The 14,838-nt window shown below is 62.8% G+C and carries 14 protein-coding genes; 5 read left to right on the forward strand and 9 right to left on the reverse strand.

Translation table 11 applies throughout. The features are described 5' to 3' along the window. Positions 1 to 125: 125 nt before the first annotated feature. The 4 genes from M1P90_RS26945 (at position 126) to M1P90_RS26960 (ending at position 3,303) form a co-directional block, all read left to right on the forward strand. A complete protein-coding gene (locus tag M1P90_RS26945; RefSeq protein ID WP_483698713.1) occupies positions 126 to 1,412 on the forward strand; it encodes an MFS transporter in 1,287 nt (428 codons plus the stop codon). A gap of 193 nt (positions 1,413 to 1,605) precedes the next feature. Next, the gene (locus M1P90_RS26950; protein ID WP_483698714.1) at positions 1,606 to 1,866 is read left to right on the forward strand and encodes a glutaredoxin family protein; all 261 of its coding nucleotides are present in this window, start codon (positions 1,606 to 1,608) and stop codon (positions 1,864 to 1,866) included. Next, a complete protein-coding gene (locus M1P90_RS26955) occupies positions 1,863 to 2,432 on the forward strand; it encodes a TlpA family protein disulfide reductase (RefSeq protein WP_483698715.1) in 570 nt (189 codons plus the stop codon). Before M1P90_RS26950 ends, M1P90_RS26955 begins: the two co-directional genes overlap by 4 nt. 1 nt (position 2,433) lies before the next feature. Continuing rightward, positions 2,434 to 3,303: a DUF2085 domain-containing protein gene (locus tag M1P90_RS26960; protein WP_483698716.1), complete on the forward strand. Its 870-nt coding sequence runs from the start codon at positions 2,434 to 2,436 to the stop codon at positions 3,301 to 3,303. A gap of 275 nt (positions 3,304 to 3,578) precedes the next feature. Here the strand turns inward: M1P90_RS26960 and M1P90_RS26965 are convergent, their stop codons facing one another. The 4 genes from M1P90_RS26965 to M1P90_RS26980 form a co-directional block, all read right to left on the reverse strand. Continuing rightward, complete coding sequence (locus M1P90_RS26965; RefSeq protein ID WP_483698717.1) at positions 3,579 to 4,019, reverse strand: RrF2 family transcriptional regulator; 441 nt, start codon at positions 4,017 to 4,019, stop codon at positions 3,579 to 3,581. Between the two features lie 35 nt (positions 4,020 to 4,054). Beyond that, on the reverse strand, positions 4,055 to 4,435 hold the full coding sequence (locus M1P90_RS26970) for a response regulator (RefSeq protein ID WP_483698718.1): 381 nt from the start codon (positions 4,433 to 4,435) through the stop codon (positions 4,055 to 4,057). A 397-nt stretch (positions 4,436 to 4,832) separates the two neighbouring features. After that, on the reverse strand, positions 4,833 to 6,098 hold the full coding sequence (locus tag M1P90_RS26975; protein ID WP_483698719.1) for a Glu/Leu/Phe/Val family dehydrogenase: 1,266 nt from the start codon (positions 6,096 to 6,098) through the stop codon (positions 4,833 to 4,835). 136 nt (positions 6,099 to 6,234) lie between these two features. Next, on the reverse strand, positions 6,235 to 6,882 hold the full coding sequence (locus M1P90_RS26980; protein WP_483698720.1) for a GNAT family N-acetyltransferase: 648 nt from the start codon (positions 6,880 to 6,882) through the stop codon (positions 6,235 to 6,237). 218 nt (positions 6,883 to 7,100) lie between these two features. Between M1P90_RS26980 and M1P90_RS26985 the strand changes: the two genes are divergently transcribed. Continuing rightward, a complete protein-coding gene (locus M1P90_RS26985; protein WP_483698721.1) occupies positions 7,101 to 7,958 on the forward strand; it encodes a DUF5656 family protein in 858 nt (285 codons plus the stop codon). A gap of 170 nt (positions 7,959 to 8,128) precedes the next feature. Here the strand turns inward: M1P90_RS26985 and M1P90_RS26990 are convergent, their stop codons facing one another. From M1P90_RS26990 to M1P90_RS27010, 5 genes are all read right to left on the reverse strand, one after another. After that, complete coding sequence (locus M1P90_RS26990) at positions 8,129 to 9,397, reverse strand: MFS transporter (protein WP_483698722.1); 1,269 nt, start codon at positions 9,395 to 9,397, stop codon at positions 8,129 to 8,131. Between the two features lie 121 nt (positions 9,398 to 9,518). Further along, a complete protein-coding gene (locus tag M1P90_RS26995) occupies positions 9,519 to 10,385 on the reverse strand; it encodes an FAD binding domain-containing protein (RefSeq protein WP_483698723.1) in 867 nt (288 codons plus the stop codon). Positions 10,386 to 10,468: 83 nt separating this feature from the next. Beyond that, on the reverse strand, positions 10,469 to 12,832 hold the full coding sequence (locus tag M1P90_RS27000) for a xanthine dehydrogenase family protein molybdopterin-binding subunit (RefSeq protein WP_483698724.1): 2,364 nt from the start codon (positions 12,830 to 12,832) through the stop codon (positions 10,469 to 10,471). Positions 12,833 to 12,894: 62 nt separating this feature from the next. After that, positions 12,895 to 13,509 carry a (2Fe-2S)-binding protein gene (locus tag M1P90_RS27005; protein ID WP_483698725.1) on the reverse strand — a complete coding sequence of 205 codons (615 nt, stop codon included), beginning with the start codon at positions 13,507 to 13,509 and terminating at the stop codon, positions 12,895 to 12,897. Positions 13,510 to 13,652: 143 nt separating this feature from the next. Continuing rightward, positions 13,653 to 14,465, reverse strand: coding sequence for an SRPBCC family protein (locus M1P90_RS27010; RefSeq protein ID WP_483698726.1), 813 nt, complete (start codon positions 14,463 to 14,465; stop codon positions 13,653 to 13,655). Positions 14,466 to 14,838: the final 373 nt, after the last annotated feature.

Genomic DNA, 14,838 nt, shown 5'->3' on the forward strand with positions numbered 1-14,838 from the left:
CTTTTGACGGAGCAAGATCAGACTTTCGGCGGAGGGCGCGCAGGCCAATGCCCGCGAAAGGCGCGAGTATAATGCCCCGCACGCGGCGCGCCATTGTTGGCGGCCCCTAGCGGTCGGCGGTGATCATGCGCAACTTTCGCACTGTGTTGCGACCCACCACGCTTGAGCAGCGCAACATCCGCAACGTGCTGATCGACGGCATTGGGGTGGGGATTGTTTCGGGGGTGGCGACGTTTTTGTCGGTGTTTCTGGTGCGTCTGGGCGCATCGTCGTTTCTGGTGGGCCTGCTTACGGCCATGCCCGCGCTCACCGGCATTATTCTGGCGCTTCCGGCGGGCCAGCTGCTCGAACGCCAGCGCAACGTCGTGCCGTGGTACTCGCGCGCGCGGGTGTGGGTGCTCGGTTCCTACGCCATCACTGGCCTGATGCCGTTTCTTTTCCCGCTCGAACTGGTGCCCGTGCCGATCATTGCCATCTGGGCGATTGCGACCGTGCCGCAAACAATTGTGAACGTGGCGTTTACGATTGTGATGGGCGCGGTGGCCGGCCCCGACCGGCGCTACTACCTGATGAGCCGGCGCTGGTCGATCCTGGGCCTGACGACCGCTGGCACGGTTGCGCTGGCCGGCTGGGCGCTCGATCAGGTGGTGTTTCCGCTGAACTACCAGCTGGTGTTTATTGGCTCATTCGCGGGTGGCCTGCTGAGCTTCATCTTCTCCAGCCGTATCGACATCCCCGACAACGACCCGGCCGAAGCCGCCGAGGCCGCTGGTGCGGGCCACAGTCGCCGCGAGCGCCTGCGCGAAGGTTGGGCGGCGCTGCGCGAGAACGCGCTGTTCAGCCGCTTTCTGATCAGCCAGTTTGTGTTCCGCTGCGGAATCACGCTGGCGCTGCCGATCTTCCCGCTCTACTGGGTGCGCGAGCTGAACGCCAGCGACGCCTGGATCGGCCTGATCAACACCGTCAACAGTGGCGTGCTGCTCGGCGCATACTTCATCTGGTCGACCCTGTCGCGGCAGCGCGGAGCGACGCTGGTGCTGCGGGTGTGCGCGTTTGGCCTGGTGCTCTACCCGCTGCTGGCCGGCCTGACGCGCAGCGTCGCGCCGCAGCCGGTGTACGCGGGCATGGGCGGCATCTTCATGGCCGGCATCGACCTGGTGCTGTTCGATATGCTGCTGCGCACCTGCCCGCCGCGCCACACGGCCTCGTATATCGCGCTCTACCAGCTCACCACCTACGTGGCGACGTTTATTTCGCCGCTGGTGGGCACGCTGATTGCCGACACGCTGGGCGCGGCGCCGGCGCTGTTTGTGGCGGCCGGGCTGCGGCTGGTCGGCGCGGCGCTGTTTGTGCTGCTGCGCGTGGGCGAAACGGCGCAGCCGGATGCGGGCGTGGTGCGGCAGGGCGTGTGAACGGCCAGGATTTCGACCACGAAGGCCCGAGAATAATCCACAGATGACGCAGATCACACAGATGCTGTTTGGGAATGCCACCAAGACACCAAGATTCTAAAGCATTCTGAAAACCTTGGTGTCTTGGTGTCTTGGTGGTTATTTACGCTAAACGCAGACGCCGTTCTCCGCGCTGGTCTGGTATAATAGCGCCATGCAAACGCGCCAGATCACCCTCTACAGCCGCCCCGGCTGCCACCTGTGCGAAGACGCCGCCGACCTGCTGGAAGCGCTGGCCCAGCGCTTCGCGCTCGCGGTGCGTGAAGTGAACATCCTGAGCGACATCGATCTGTACGAGCGCTACAAACACAGCATTCCTGTTGTTGCAATTGCGGGCGGCCCAACGCTCTTTGCGCCCATCCGCGCAGCCGAGCTGACGCAGGCGCTGGCGGCCCTGGCGGAGGTTGAAGCATGACCACGCGGCGCAGTTCTTTTCTTGTACTTGTTCTGCTGGCGTTCGCGCTGGCCGCCTGTGGCGGCGACGCAATGCCTGCCCCGGCTGCAAATGCTGGCGCGCAAAGCATCGCCACCGACTCGCGCATCCTGCCCGACAGCGGGCAATCGGCCATTCCCTCGCAGGGCGAAAGCGCGCCCGATTTCAGCTATACTATGCCCGACGGCAGCACGCGCCAGCTCAGCCAGCTGCGCGGCAAAAAAGTGCTGCTGAACTTCTGGGCGACATGGTGCGCGCCCTGCCGCAGCGAGATGCCCGATCTCCAGCATACCCTGGCGAAATACAAAGACGTGGTGGTGCTGGGCGTGAACAAGGCGCAAACGCTCGATCAGCTCGGGCCCTTCGCCAACGAGCTGGGCGTGACCTTCCCGCTGATTGCCAACCCCAAGGGCGATATTGCCGAGCGCTACGCCGCGCAGTTGCTGCCCACCACCTACTTCATCAACAGCGACGGCACGATTGCGCTGCGCAAAACCGGCGTGATGGATGCCACCTTTATCAGCAATCATATCGACGAGCTGAAATAATATGAACGAGCGTACCAGCGACGAAATAATCGAGATGGCTCGCGGCGAAATGACTGCGCGCCGCGTACAGCAGGCCGAAACGCGCGGCCTGCGCGAGCTTCCCTGGCGCTACGCCCTGTTTGGGCTGGCGGGAGTGCTGCTGCTGGGCTTGCTGGCCTGGCCGGGCATGCCGCTGGAATGGAAGATGTACGCAGTGGTGCATGGCGTCTGCGCCCAGGCCCACACGGTCGATATGGCCGGCCTGCGCTTGCCGCTCTGCGCGCGCAACACCGGCATCTACAGCGGCTTCCTGGTCACGGTGCTGTTTCTGCTGGCGCTGGGCCGGGCGCGCGCCGCCAAGCTGCCGCCCATCCCCATTCTCGCCACGCTGATCGCCTTTGTGGTGGTGATGGGCGTCGATGGCTTCAATTCCATGCTGGTCGACCTGTTTATGCCGCACCTGTACACACCGCAGAACGAACTGCGCACACTCACTGGCATGGGCATGGGCGTGGCAATCGCCGTGCTGATGTTCCTGATCATCAATTTGTCGCTGCGCCAGAACCCCGACACGAATCAGCGCATTATGAACGGCTGGCTGGAGCTTGGCGGCGCGCTGCTGCTGAACCTGCTGGTGCTGGCGGCGATGTACGGCAATGTCGCGCTGATGTTCTGGCCGATTGCTATTACGGCATGGCTGGGCATCACCGGCATTCTGTATGCGATTAATGTGCTGCTCACCGCGCTGTTTATGGGCTACGAGGGCCGCGTCACGCGCATGATCCAGCTTGCCAAACCGGCTACCTGGGCGCTTCTGTTCACGCTGGTCGAATTGGGGTCGCTGGCGGCGGCGCGCTTCTGGCTCGAAGCGCAGGGCCTTATTGTGAATTAGGGGATGGGGGAGAGTAGCAGTAGGCAGCGGGCAGGCGGCAGTTTTTTTGGCACATAAGAACGCAGGAGGCACTACAAACTTGGCTTTGTAGTGCCTCCTGCGTGTTTGCTGCTATTTGCCTGACGCAAAAAGGTAAGCTTTCTCTTATTACCTTCGCGCCTTCGCGTCTTCGTCGTAAATAAAATTGCGCTTCGGTCTGGATATGCTTGTGCTTCTTCCGCATTGATATGCGGTTGCGTACAATCGTAAATCCAAAATCGTAAATCTAAAATGCGCTAGATATAATACATGACCTCGCCCGAGCGGCGGCGCTTGTTCTGGCACAGGTCGTCGAGCGACTGGTTGCGCAGGTTGCTTTCCAGCGCCTCGCGCGCGCCCGCCCACACATCCCGCACAATATCCAGATCGAGCGCGTTTTCGGGCTGCAGGCTGTCGCGGCCGGCTTCGGGCGGCAGCAGCGGCCCTTCCAGTGCCACCAGTGCCTCCAGCAGCGAGATTTGCGCGGGCGGGCGGGCCAGGCGGTGGCCACCCTGCGGGCCGCGCACACTTTCGATCAGGCCGGCCTTGCGCAGCAGGATCAAAATCTGGTTCAGGTAATTCTCGTCAATCCCCTGGCGCGCATGAATATCGTGGCTCTGGATCGGCCCTTCGCCGTAGCGCTGCGCCAGATCGAACAAAGCCCGCAAGCCATACTCGCCTTTACTTGAAATTCGCATAATTCGCTCAATTCCACACAGAGCGCAGTGATACCTTACCCCACGCTGCGCGCAAGATTTGGGCCAAGATAGCGCGCCACCGTCGCATAGAGCATATCGAGATCGACCGGCTTCACCAAGTATTCGTTGAAGTCGTGCATTTCCATATGGCGCATTTCTTCCTCGGCCAGCCCGCTGATTGCAATGGCGGGCGTGTCGGCGCAGCCAGGCAGCTTGCGCAATGCGGCCAGCGCGTCGGGGCCATCCAGGTCGGGCAGGTGCATATCGATCATCAGCAGGGCCGGCGGCGATTTTCGGGCCAGCGCCACAGCTTCCGAAGCCAGGCCCGCCACCGCGACCTGATAGCCAAATTCCCCCAGGAAACGCGCAATAAGCTGTTGCATAAGAACGTTGTCATCCACAAGCAGAACATCCACGACGGTACCTCCCCATCTGCGGGTCGCATACGCCGATTGCGTATTACCGTGCGCGAAATACGCTGCACAGTAATACGCAATCGGTGAGGCTATCTACCACGTGAGCCTGATCATGGTATGCTATTGTACCACAGCCAAAGTAAAGCGGTAACGTGTATTTCACATCCCTTGGTGCTGCAAAACGAACACAGCTCGGTTGAAGTTCGTTTTTCCTGGCTGAGACGAAGGACGAATGGGCAATCTGGCTTCGTCCTTCGTCCTTCATCAAATCAATAGCGGATTTCCAAATTACTCTGGGCAATTCCAGGTGAGGTTTCAGGGTCAGGAAAGGCCTTGTTGGGCATTGCAATCCCCAAACCCTATCCTCCATTTCCTAGCCCCTGCGCGTTCACGCGCACTAGGGGTAAATGCCGCGGGTGGCGTTTGCGTCGGCGACGCGGCGCACCGCCAGCAGGTAGGCCGCCAGCCGCATCGAAATGCGGCGTTGCTCGGCTACGGCGCGCACCTGCTCGAACGAGTTGACCATGATGCGCTCAAGCTTGGCGTTCACATCCATTTCGTCCCAGAAGAACGACTGCAAGCCCTGCACCCACTCGAAGTAGCTCACCGTCACGCCACCGGCGTTGGCCAGAATGTCGGGCACGACGGTGATGCCGCGCTCTTCGAAAATGGCGTCGGCGTCGGGCGTGGTTGGGCCGTTGGCGCCTTCCACAATTACTTTGGCGCGGATGCGTGGCGCATTCAGCTCGGTGAACTGGTTTTCCAGCGCGGCGGGAACAAGCACGTCGCAGGGCAGTTCCAGCAGCTCGGTGTTGGTCAGCTGCTCGACGCCGGGCGCGGTGTAGCCTTCCAGCAGGCGGCGCGGGTGGCGCGCGGCATACTCGCGCATGGCCTTGATATCGAGCCCGCCACGGCGCACATAGCCGCCGGTCGCGTCGCTGACGGCAATCACGCGACAGCCCATCTCGGTCAGCAATTCGGCCGCAACACCGCCCACATTGCCGAAGCCCTGCACCACGACATTAAGCTGCTCGACATTCTGGTTGTTGTTGCGCGCCCACTCGCGCACCATCAGGCTCACGCCGCGCCCGGTGGCGTCGTTGCGGCCCAGCGAGCCGCCGACCTGCACCGGCTTGCCAGTGATAACGGCGTTGACGGTGTGGCCCTGATGCATCGAGATCGTGTCCATGATCCAGGCCATGATCTGCGGGGTGGTGTTCACATCGGGCGCGGGGATGTCTTTGTCGGGGCCGATCAGAATGCTAATCTCGGTGGCGAAGCGGCGGGTCAGCCGCTCCAGCTCGCCCAACGAGAGATTCGCCGGGTCGACCACGACGCCGCCTTTCGCGCCGCCATAGGGAATATTCACCAGCGCGCACTTCCATGTCATCCACATGGCCAGCGCGCGTACTTCGTCAATATCGACATTGGGGTGGTAGCGAATGCCGCCCTTGACAGGGCCGCGCCCGAGGTTGTGCTGCACGCGGTAGCCGGTGAAGACTTTGGTCGAGCCGTTGTCGAATTTCACTGGGAAGTTGACGGTAAGCTCGCGCTGGGGAACGCGCAAGATCTCGCGTACATCGTCGGGCAAGTCGAGCAGATCGGCTGCTTTGTCGAACTGCTGCTGCGCGATACGGAAGGGGTTTTCGCGCTCAGACGTCATTGTCGTCGCCTCCTAATGAATTGATAGTTTTGTTTGCACATAGCCCAAGCGCCCGTTGCTGTGCGGCTTCATCGCCGCCGGGCGCTTGCGCGCTACCCGAGTACAGTAGCACACATTGCCTTGCCGCGCAATGCTGCTACATCCCCAGATCCTTGCGCATCAGCAGCCATACGCGCTGTCGCAAAATCCAGCCGGCCATGAGCGAGCGGCGCGTGCGCCATTTGGTGAAGCCAGTGCGATGGTAGAGGTCGATTGCGCCGCGATTGCGGGCGCTGACGTAGAGGGCCAGGTAGCGCTTGCGGCGGATGCGCGCTTCTTCTTCGGCGCGCGCCAGCATGGCCTGGGCCACGCCGCGCCGCCGGTAGGCGCTCAGCACCGCCACGTCGGTGATATAGCCCTCGGCGCGGTCGATCTGGTGGTCGAGCAGCGAAAGCGCGAAGATCGAGCGCATGGCGCGCCAGGTGCCAAGCACCTGATGAAATGCCATTTCGGCCGCGCCAGTGTTGTCGCCACCCATCTCCCAGGTGCGCAGTGTGATCGTCCCAATCACCTGCTCGCCGGCCTCGGCCACGAACATGCCGCGCAGCGCGCTTGTGCCCTGCCGCCGCCAGGCTTCGGCCATGGCCTCCAGCCCGCGCGCCGCGCCATTCGTGCCAAAGGCAGCCCCGAATTTATCGGCAAAGGCTTCGCGGTGGAGGTTGAGCACCGGGTAGATATCGCGCATCTGGGCGGGCCGAATACTGAGCTGCAGCGGCTCGGTGGATTGCGGAGAGGAAACCAGCATGGATGGTGCGCTTTGTTGCCTGAGCTGCTGCGTGAACTACCAGGAACAGCAGGAACCCGGGCGCAAATATGGGCTATCGTGCATAGCGGTGCCATTCTAACACCCTCACAGGGGCGGCGCAACCGTGCGCAAGGTTGACATCCCCGGCAAGTGCGGCTAGAATCCCAGGCCGGCTGGCAATCGCGTGCCGGGCACGCGTCGCAAGGAGAACAAGCACGGTGAGCCCTTCCGCAACACCCCGCTACGACCGCATTGTGTCACTGGTTTTGCTGGTGCTGGTTGGTCTGGCGGTTGTGTTCCTGATCGATATTAACCCGAATAATTTTCGCGCGCGCCTGGGCGGCGACCTGCCGCTGATCACGCTTTCGTGGGTGCTGGTGGCGTCGCTGGTGGTGATTACCAGCACCGGGGCCGACCTGTTTATTCGCAGCCACCCGCAGATGCAGAACCGCGCGCTGCCAAGCCTGAACCTGGGCGTGGCGCGGCTGGAGCTTGCGCCGGGCTTCTGGATTCTGCCCTCGTTTGCAATCGTCGCGCCCTTCGCGTTTTTCCGCCTGTTCAGCCCGCTGCTCGAAATGACGGCGGCGATCATTGCGCTGGCCGCCACGGGAGGCTTGCTGCTGGCTGCCCTGCTGGGCCAGCACTACGCCCTCGACCGGCGGCCCGAGGTGCGCCACACTGCCCGCCTGATCCTCCAGACCATCACGCTGCTGCTGGCGTTTACGCTGTTCAGTGCCACCTACTACGCGCGCCTGCGCTTTCTGTACTCGGGCGTGCTGATTGGGGCCACTGCCGCGCTGCTGGCCTATGCGCTGATGCAGTGGGCACCGCCGCGCAAGGGCTTGTTTGTGCTGGCGGGCATGATAGGCATCGCGCTGGCCGAGGCGACCTGGGCGCTGAATTACTGGGCGGCCTCGTTTTTGCTCGGCGGCGCGCTGCTGCTGGTGCTGTTCTATGTGGCGATTGGCCTGGTGCAGCACCACCTGGAAGGCACACTTTCGCAGCGCGTGTTCTGGGAATATGGCCTGCTCGGTAGTGGCCTGCTGGCGGCCGTGGTGGTTGCGACCTTCCGCTAGTTCGCAAGGGTCTTATTTTAACCACGAAGACACGAAGACGCGAATATGTGAAGTACTGGACGCAGATGCACGCGGACTACGCAGATAGGGGCATTTGTCCGCATTCGTCAGCGTAGCTCCGCGTTCAATTTCTAGCGATCTCATTTTGTCTGTGGCCCGCATATAGACGCTTATTCCTGCGCGCCAAGCGCATTTCGTGCCGGCAAAGTCACGCGCCAGTGCAGCGCGATTAACCCCACCCCGCCAATCACCAGCAGCGCCACGAACAAGGCATTATAGCCAACTGCCGCCGCAAAACTGCCGGCCAGTAGCGGCCCCAGCGTCGCAACCGGCGCGAGCGTGGTGTTTGCCACGCCAATGTAGGTTGGGCGCTCGGCCGGCGTGCTGAAGCTCAGCACCACCGTGTAGCCCGAAATCTGGTAGCCGGCCTGCGCCGCGCCAACCAGCGCAAAAATCACGTAGAACCAGATGGCAGTTGGCGCGAGCACCGTCAGCAGGAGCGCCGCGAGACCCAGCGCGGTCGCCAATTCCAGCACCTGCTTGTGGCCCCAGCGGTCGCCCAGCGCGCCCAGCCCAATATGCCCGATCGCCTGCGAGGCCAGCAGCACGGCGGTAAACACGCCAACCTCGGCATTCCCGATGCCAAAGCGCTCCAGCGCCGCTGCCGTAACGAAGCTGTGGCCGAGCAGCCCGAGCGCAATCGCCGCGCGGCAGAACAGGTAGCTGCGAAAGGGCGGGTTGTTGCGCAGCAGCGGGCCTAGCCCGCGCAAAAAGGCGCGCATCGGCTGGCGCGGCTGTACCGGCTGCGGCGGCTCGACCGTCAGCCCCAGAAAGGTGTAGGAAAGCATCATTGCGGCGAAGCAAATGAGTGAGAGCGTGCCAATGCTCTGCGGGAATGGCTGCGTCGCCAGGATCTCGCCCGCAATTGCTGCGCTGGCAATGCCCAGCACCGCGCCCAGGCCATTCTGCAAGCCGAAAAACGTGCCCCAGCGCCGCTCGGGGATGATGCGCGCAATGAAATCCTGCCACGCCGTCGCGGTAAAGCCACCGCTGAATGACTGAAATGCGTACAGCACAAAGAAGATCGTCAGCAGCGTGGCGGGCGCAAGGCCGGGCCTGAGCAGCAGCACCGCGCCGAGCACCAGAAACGGCAGGCGCTCGCCCAGGGTTGCCGCCATGACCAGTGGCTTGCGGCGCGGCATGCTCGCGACCAGCGGGGCCATAAAGAGCGTGGGCAGCACCCAGCCGGCCTGCGTCAGCGTGGGCAGCAGGCCCTGCACCCAGCGCTCGCTCGACAGGCGCGCGATAAATAATGGCAGCACGGTCAGGCGCGAAACCAGGCTGATCCCAAACACAAACGCCATGCCATCCAGCACATTCACCACGAAGTTGCGGTTGGCATAGCGTTTGAGAATTGTGTCGGCAGAGACGTTTTCCATACGGCTTCTTTGCTGTTCAGGTTGATGTCGAGGCGCTATCTTACCACGCTTTGCATGCCTGCCCGCGCCAACGAAGAAGCCCCCGTTCCCTGCGCAGGGAACGGGGGCTGCCGCAAAATCGCTAGCCGCGTGCGCGTGCAATCGCCTTGGCGAGCGCCCGCTTGGTGTACACCTTCACCATGGCGCGGCGATACTCCTCCGAGGCGTGGATGTCGCCCAGGTAGTCCATATCTTCGCCGGCCTTGTCGGCCGCCGCCGCGACGGCTGCGTCGTCGCCGTTGCTGCCCACCACCGCGCTCTCGGTGTCGCTCTGGCGGGTCGCCTTCGGGCCAGCGCCCGTCACGGCCACACGCGCCTCGGCCACATTGCCGTCGCCGCCGAGCTTGACATAGGCGGCCAAGCCGACGATGGCGTAGCGCGAAGCCGGCTGGCGCATTTTCTCATACGCCGCGCCTTCGCCCGCGCCGAGCGTCGGGAAGGTCACGCTGGTGATGATTTCGTTCGGCTCGATTGCGGTGGTCAACATCTCGACGAACATGTCGTCGGCGTTGATTGTGCGCTCGCCGCCCGGCCCCTTCACCGTGATGGTGGAACCGAGCGCCAGCGCCAGCGCCGGCAGGTCGGCTGCCGGGTCGGCGTGCGCGAGCGAGCCGCCGATCGTGCCACGGTTGCGTACCTGCGTGTCGCCAATCTGCGCCACGCACTCGACCAGCACGCCGCACGCGCTTTGCACGGCATCGTTCGAAGCCACTGCGTGGTAGGTCGCGCCGCCGCCCACCGTGACATTGCCGTTCACCGACACGCCCTTGATGCCGTCGATCTTGCTGACATCGATCAGCACGGTCGGGGCCGTCAGGCGCAGCTTCATGGCCGGCAGCAGCGAGTGGCCGCCCGCAATCAGCTTGGCGTCTTCGCCATGCTCTTGTAGCAAGCTCACTGCTTCGTCGACCGTCGTGGGCGAGAAATATTGGAACTCGCTCGGGATCATACTATTCTCCTCGAAAGTTTTGAGTTTTGAGTGCAGAGTTTTAAGTTGCGCCAGAAGTCAACTCAAACTTCAAAACTCAAAACTTAGCCTTTACTATTCATCGCCCGCCACACGCGCTCCGCCGTCGCCGGCATTTGCATGTGCTTCACGCCAAACGGTTGCAGCGCGTCGATCACCGCGTTCATAATCGCCTGCGCGCTGCCGATGGTGCCGGCCTCGCCCGCGCCCTTCACGCCCATCGGGTTGACGGGGCTGGGCGTTACGGTGCGATCCAGCTCGTAGTTGGGCAGCATGGCCGCGTTCGGAACGGCGTAGTCCATCAGCGTGCCGCTGACGAGCTGGCCGTTTTCGTCGTACACGCCATTTTCATAGAGTGCCTGCGCGATGCCCTGGGCAATACCGCCGTGGAGCTGGCCGTCGATGATCAGCGGGTTGATCGGGTTGCCGACATCGTCGACGCCGACGTAGCGCTTGATTTCGACCATGCCCGTCGCGCCATCGACCTCGACAATCGCGATGTGCGTGCCGAAGGGGAAGGTGCAGTTCGGCGGATCGTAGTAGGTCGTCTCGTCCAGGAAGGGCTCGACGCCTTCGGGCAGGCTGTAGGCCACAGAAGCTTGCAGCGCAATTTCACCCAGCGTCTTGGCCTGGTCGGGCGAACCCTTCACATAGGCCTTGCCGTCGGCATACTCGATATCGGCCGGGTTGGCTTCAAGCATGTGCGCGGCGATCTTCTTGGCCTTTTCCTTGATCTTGGCAACACTCTTGTACATGGCCGTGCCACCCACCGTCAGCGAGCGGCTGCCGTAGGTGCCGTAGCCGAAGGGCGTGCCGGCGGTGTCGGAGTGCTCGATCAGCACGCTCTCGTAGGGCACGCCCAGCTCGTCGGCCACAATCTGCGCGAAGGTGGTTTCGACGCCCTGGCCGTGCGGCAGCGCGCCCGTGGTAACAACGACCTGGCCGGTCAGGTGCACGCGGATGTTCGCGCTTTCCCACAGGCCCGCGCCCCACCCTTCGCCGGGGAGACCGATCCAGGCGCTGGGCGCAACGCCGCAGATCTCGACGTAGGAGCTGATGCCCAGGCCCAGGTATTTGCCGTTCTTGCGCGCCTCGGCCTGCTCATTGCGGAAGTCGGCGTAGCCCGCCATCTGCAGCGCGCGGTCGAGCGCCGGCTCGTAGTTGCCGCTGTCGTAGGGCAGCAGGCCCATGCCATTGTCGTAGGGAAAATCGCCGGGCTGAATAAAGTTCTTGCGTCGCACCTCGGCCGGGTCCATGCCGATCTCGGCGGCAAAGCGGTCGACCATGCGCTCGATCAGGTACGACGCTTCGGGGCGGCCCGCGCCGCGATAGGCATCGACCATGGCGGTGTTGGTGTAGACGCCATAGACCTTGCAGTAGGCCGCCGGGATCTTATACACACCGGTGGTGATGCGGCCATACAGCGTGGTGGGGATGCCCGGGGCAATCGTGCTCAGGTACGCGCCCAGGTTCGCCCAAGTCTCGATCCGCAGGCCGGTGATCGTGCCATCCTTGTTGCCGGCAATCTCCGCATCGGTGATGTGGTCGCGGCCGTGGGTGGACGAGCGATAGTTCTCCGAGCGATCCTCGACGAACTTGATTGGCACGCCGAGCTTGCGCGATGCCCACATGGTAAACACCATATCGGCGTAGCAGAAGATCTTCTGGCCGAAGCCGCCGCCCACGTTCGGGGCGATGCAGCGCAGCTTGGTTTCGGGGATGCCGAACACAAAGGCTGTGAGCAGCAGGCGCATGACGTGCGGGGCCTGCGAGGTCATCCACACCGTAAACTCGCCAGTCGCTTCGTCGTAGCGGGCAAGCGAGCCGCGCGTTTCCATCGGCGTGGGGATCAGGCGCTGGTTGATGATCTGCTCTTTGACGGTCACTTCGGCGCTGCTGAACGCGGCGTCGGCCTTGCCCTTGTCGCCGCAGTCCCAGGTCATGCAGATGTTGTTGGGCGCATTGTCGTGCAGCTGCGGCGCGCCGGCCTCGGTGGCCTTTTTCGCGTCGACCACCACCGGCAGCGGCTCATAATCGACCTCAATCAGGTCGAGCGCGTCGCGGGCGATGTAGCGATTTTCCGCCACCACCATGGCAATGCCGTCGCCGGCAAACAGCGCCTTGCCGGGCGAAATCGCGCGCGGCGTGTTGGCGTTGTTCTGCACGCGGCCAGCCTGCCATGCGCAGGGCAGCGGGTTAATGTCCATCATGTCTTCGCCGGTGAACACGGCGATGACGCCGGGGAGCGCCTTGGCCTTCGAGGTGTCGATGCTGTTGAGTTTGGCGTGGGCGTAGGGGCTGCGCAGAATCGCTGCGTGGGCCATCCCCTGGAGCTTGATATCGTCGAGGAAGTTGCCCTTCCCGGTGATGAGCTTGGGGTCTTCGCGCCGTTTGAGCGCCTGACCAACCATCTTGGTTACCGTGGTCATACCTGCTCCTTCCAGCACTGCATTGTGAAGCGGCGGGGCACGGAGCGCCGCCACCTGGCCTGTTACGAACCGGCGACCGGGGCTTCGTCGGAGCCAACAACGGTTTCAGGCGAACGCTCGCCACCCTTGTCGCTCGCAACGTCTTCGATATACTCTTCGCCCGGGCTGTCGCCGCTGGTTTGGGCCGTGGGGTCCTGGCCCTTTTCGCCGCTGCCGCCCATCTTGCCGGCCGCATACTGCACAGCCTTGACAATGTTCTGGTAGCCGGTGCAGCGGCACAGGTTACCTTCCAGGCCGTGGCGAATTTCGTCTTCGGTGGGGTTGGGGTTTTGCTGGAGCAGGTCGTAGGCCGACATAATCATGCCGGGGGTGCAGAAGCCGCACTGCAGGCCGTGCTTCTCCCAGAAGCCTTCCTGAAGCGCATGGAGCTGGCCGTTTTTCGCCAGTCCTTCGATGGTTGTTATCTGCGCGCCATCGGCCTGAACGGCCAGCATGGTGCACGATTTGACGCTTTCGCCATTCACATGAACGACGCACGCGCCACACTGGCTGGTGTCGCAGCCAATATGCGTGCCGGTGAGGTTGAGCTGTTCGCGCAGATAGTGGACAAGCAGTGTACGTGGCTCGACATCGCTCTGGTAGGTCCGCCCATTGACCGTGACTGAGATCGTACTCACGTCATATTCCTCCTGATAACTCCCAGGATCCATTCCAACGCCGGCGTATGTATGGAAACAGCAAATGAGCTATGGGTGAGCCGAGGCTCCTTTCTAGCCAGGCTGGCTAAGAACGAGATGCACAAATCGTTTGGGGCGGCGCGCTACTTGCGGCCAGCGCGGCCAAACAATATGCCAAGCAAGAAGGCGATGACCACCCACGGCACCCACGGCCGCTCCTGAAGCGCATCCTCAACCATGCCGCGCACAATCGACTCAGGCTTGAGCTGCTCGTCGGAAGGCACTACAACCGTGCGCCGCTCGAAGCTGGGCGGGGCGGCTTTGGCAGGCGCTGCAGGTGTTTCGGTGGTGGTGGGTGTGCTAGCCTCGGGCGCAGCTGCGGGCGCGGCCTGCTCGGCTTCGGCAACGGCGCTGGGCGCGCTGCTGGCGGCCGGCGCGGAAGCAGCGGTGGCGGGTTCGGGCGCGGGCGCTGCGTCGGCCGGCGCAGGGGCAGCCGCTTCGGCGGGTGGTGCATTGCGCTGCTTGATCTGCTCGGCAAGCGCCTTGAGCGACTGATTGATCAGCTGCTTCGACGCGCCCTCGATCAGGCGCTGGCCAACACTTGCCAGCGTGCCGCCGATCTGGGCATCGCCGCCGTAATTCAGCAGCGTTTTGCCGTCTTCCAGCTCTTCCAGATCGACTGTGCCAGTGCCATCGACCACGCCATTGGCGCTGCGGCCGGCGGCAACCAGCTTGTAGTGGCGGGGCGGCTCAATATCTTCGAGCCGAATTTTTCCGCTGTAGGTACCTTTGATCGACTGAATGCCGATCTTGACGGTGCCTTCGTATTCGTTGTCTCCGACCTGTTCCAGGCGCTCGCAGCCGGGAACAATGCGCGCCAGCACTTCCATGTTGTTGAGGGCTTCCCAAACCTGGTCGCGTGGCGCATCAATCGTTGATTTGCCGGATATCTTCAAGCACTGCTCCTTTCAGAACGATGATGCGATCCATAAGTTAAGTTTATAGATACACGAAGTTACAAAGGCGCCGAAAGCGTGTGCGCAGTGTGGAATGGCGCTTGCTGAAAAAGGCACAAACACAACTAGGGCTGAGAGGTGCTGCGTGAATGCAAACCTTTCAGACCCGCGACATGGCCCGGCTTCGGCACAGCCCCGCCAAACCTTTCGCGGATGCGATGGGGTGTGGGCCGTGGCTTGGCTCGGTGGTTGTTTGTGTAGAGACGCTACTATGCTATGCGCTGCGATGCCAGAAATGGGTTGGTATGAGTGCTTGGCCCTGAGTGGCGTGCATGGTACCTACAGCCCTGCGTTTTGTCAAGCGCGGCGCATG

The organism is Kouleothrix sp. 19917 (genome assembly GCF_057073505.1).

Coding starts and splice junctions, on each gene's coding strand:
- M1P90_RS26945 (WP_483698713.1), top strand. CDS start 126: ATGCGCAACTTTCGCACTGTGTTGCGACCCACCACGCTTGAGCAGCGC.
- M1P90_RS26995 (WP_483698723.1), bottom strand. CDS start 10,385: ATGATCCCGAGCGAGTTCCAATATTTCTCGCCCACGACGGTCGACGAA.
- M1P90_RS26960 (WP_483698716.1), top strand. CDS start 2,434: ATGAACGAGCGTACCAGCGACGAAATAATCGAGATGGCTCGCGGCGAA.
- M1P90_RS26980 (WP_483698720.1), bottom strand. CDS start 6,882: ATGCTGGTTTCCTCTCCGCAATCCACCGAGCCGCTGCAGCTCAGTATT.
- M1P90_RS26950 (WP_483698714.1), top strand. CDS start 1,606: ATGCAAACGCGCCAGATCACCCTCTACAGCCGCCCCGGCTGCCACCTG.
- M1P90_RS26975 (WP_483698719.1), bottom strand. CDS start 6,098: ATGACGTCTGAGCGCGAAAACCCCTTCCGTATCGCGCAGCAGCAGTTC.
- M1P90_RS26965 (WP_483698717.1), bottom strand. CDS start 4,019: ATGCGAATTTCAAGTAAAGGCGAGTATGGCTTGCGGGCTTTGTTCGAT.
- M1P90_RS27000 (WP_483698724.1), bottom strand. CDS start 12,832: ATGACCACGGTAACCAAGATGGTTGGTCAGGCGCTCAAACGGCGCGAA.
- M1P90_RS26955 (WP_483698715.1), top strand. CDS start 1,863: ATGACCACGCGGCGCAGTTCTTTTCTTGTACTTGTTCTGCTGGCGTTC.
- M1P90_RS26990 (WP_483698722.1), bottom strand. CDS start 9,397: ATGGAAAACGTCTCTGCCGACACAATTCTCAAACGCTATGCCAACCGC.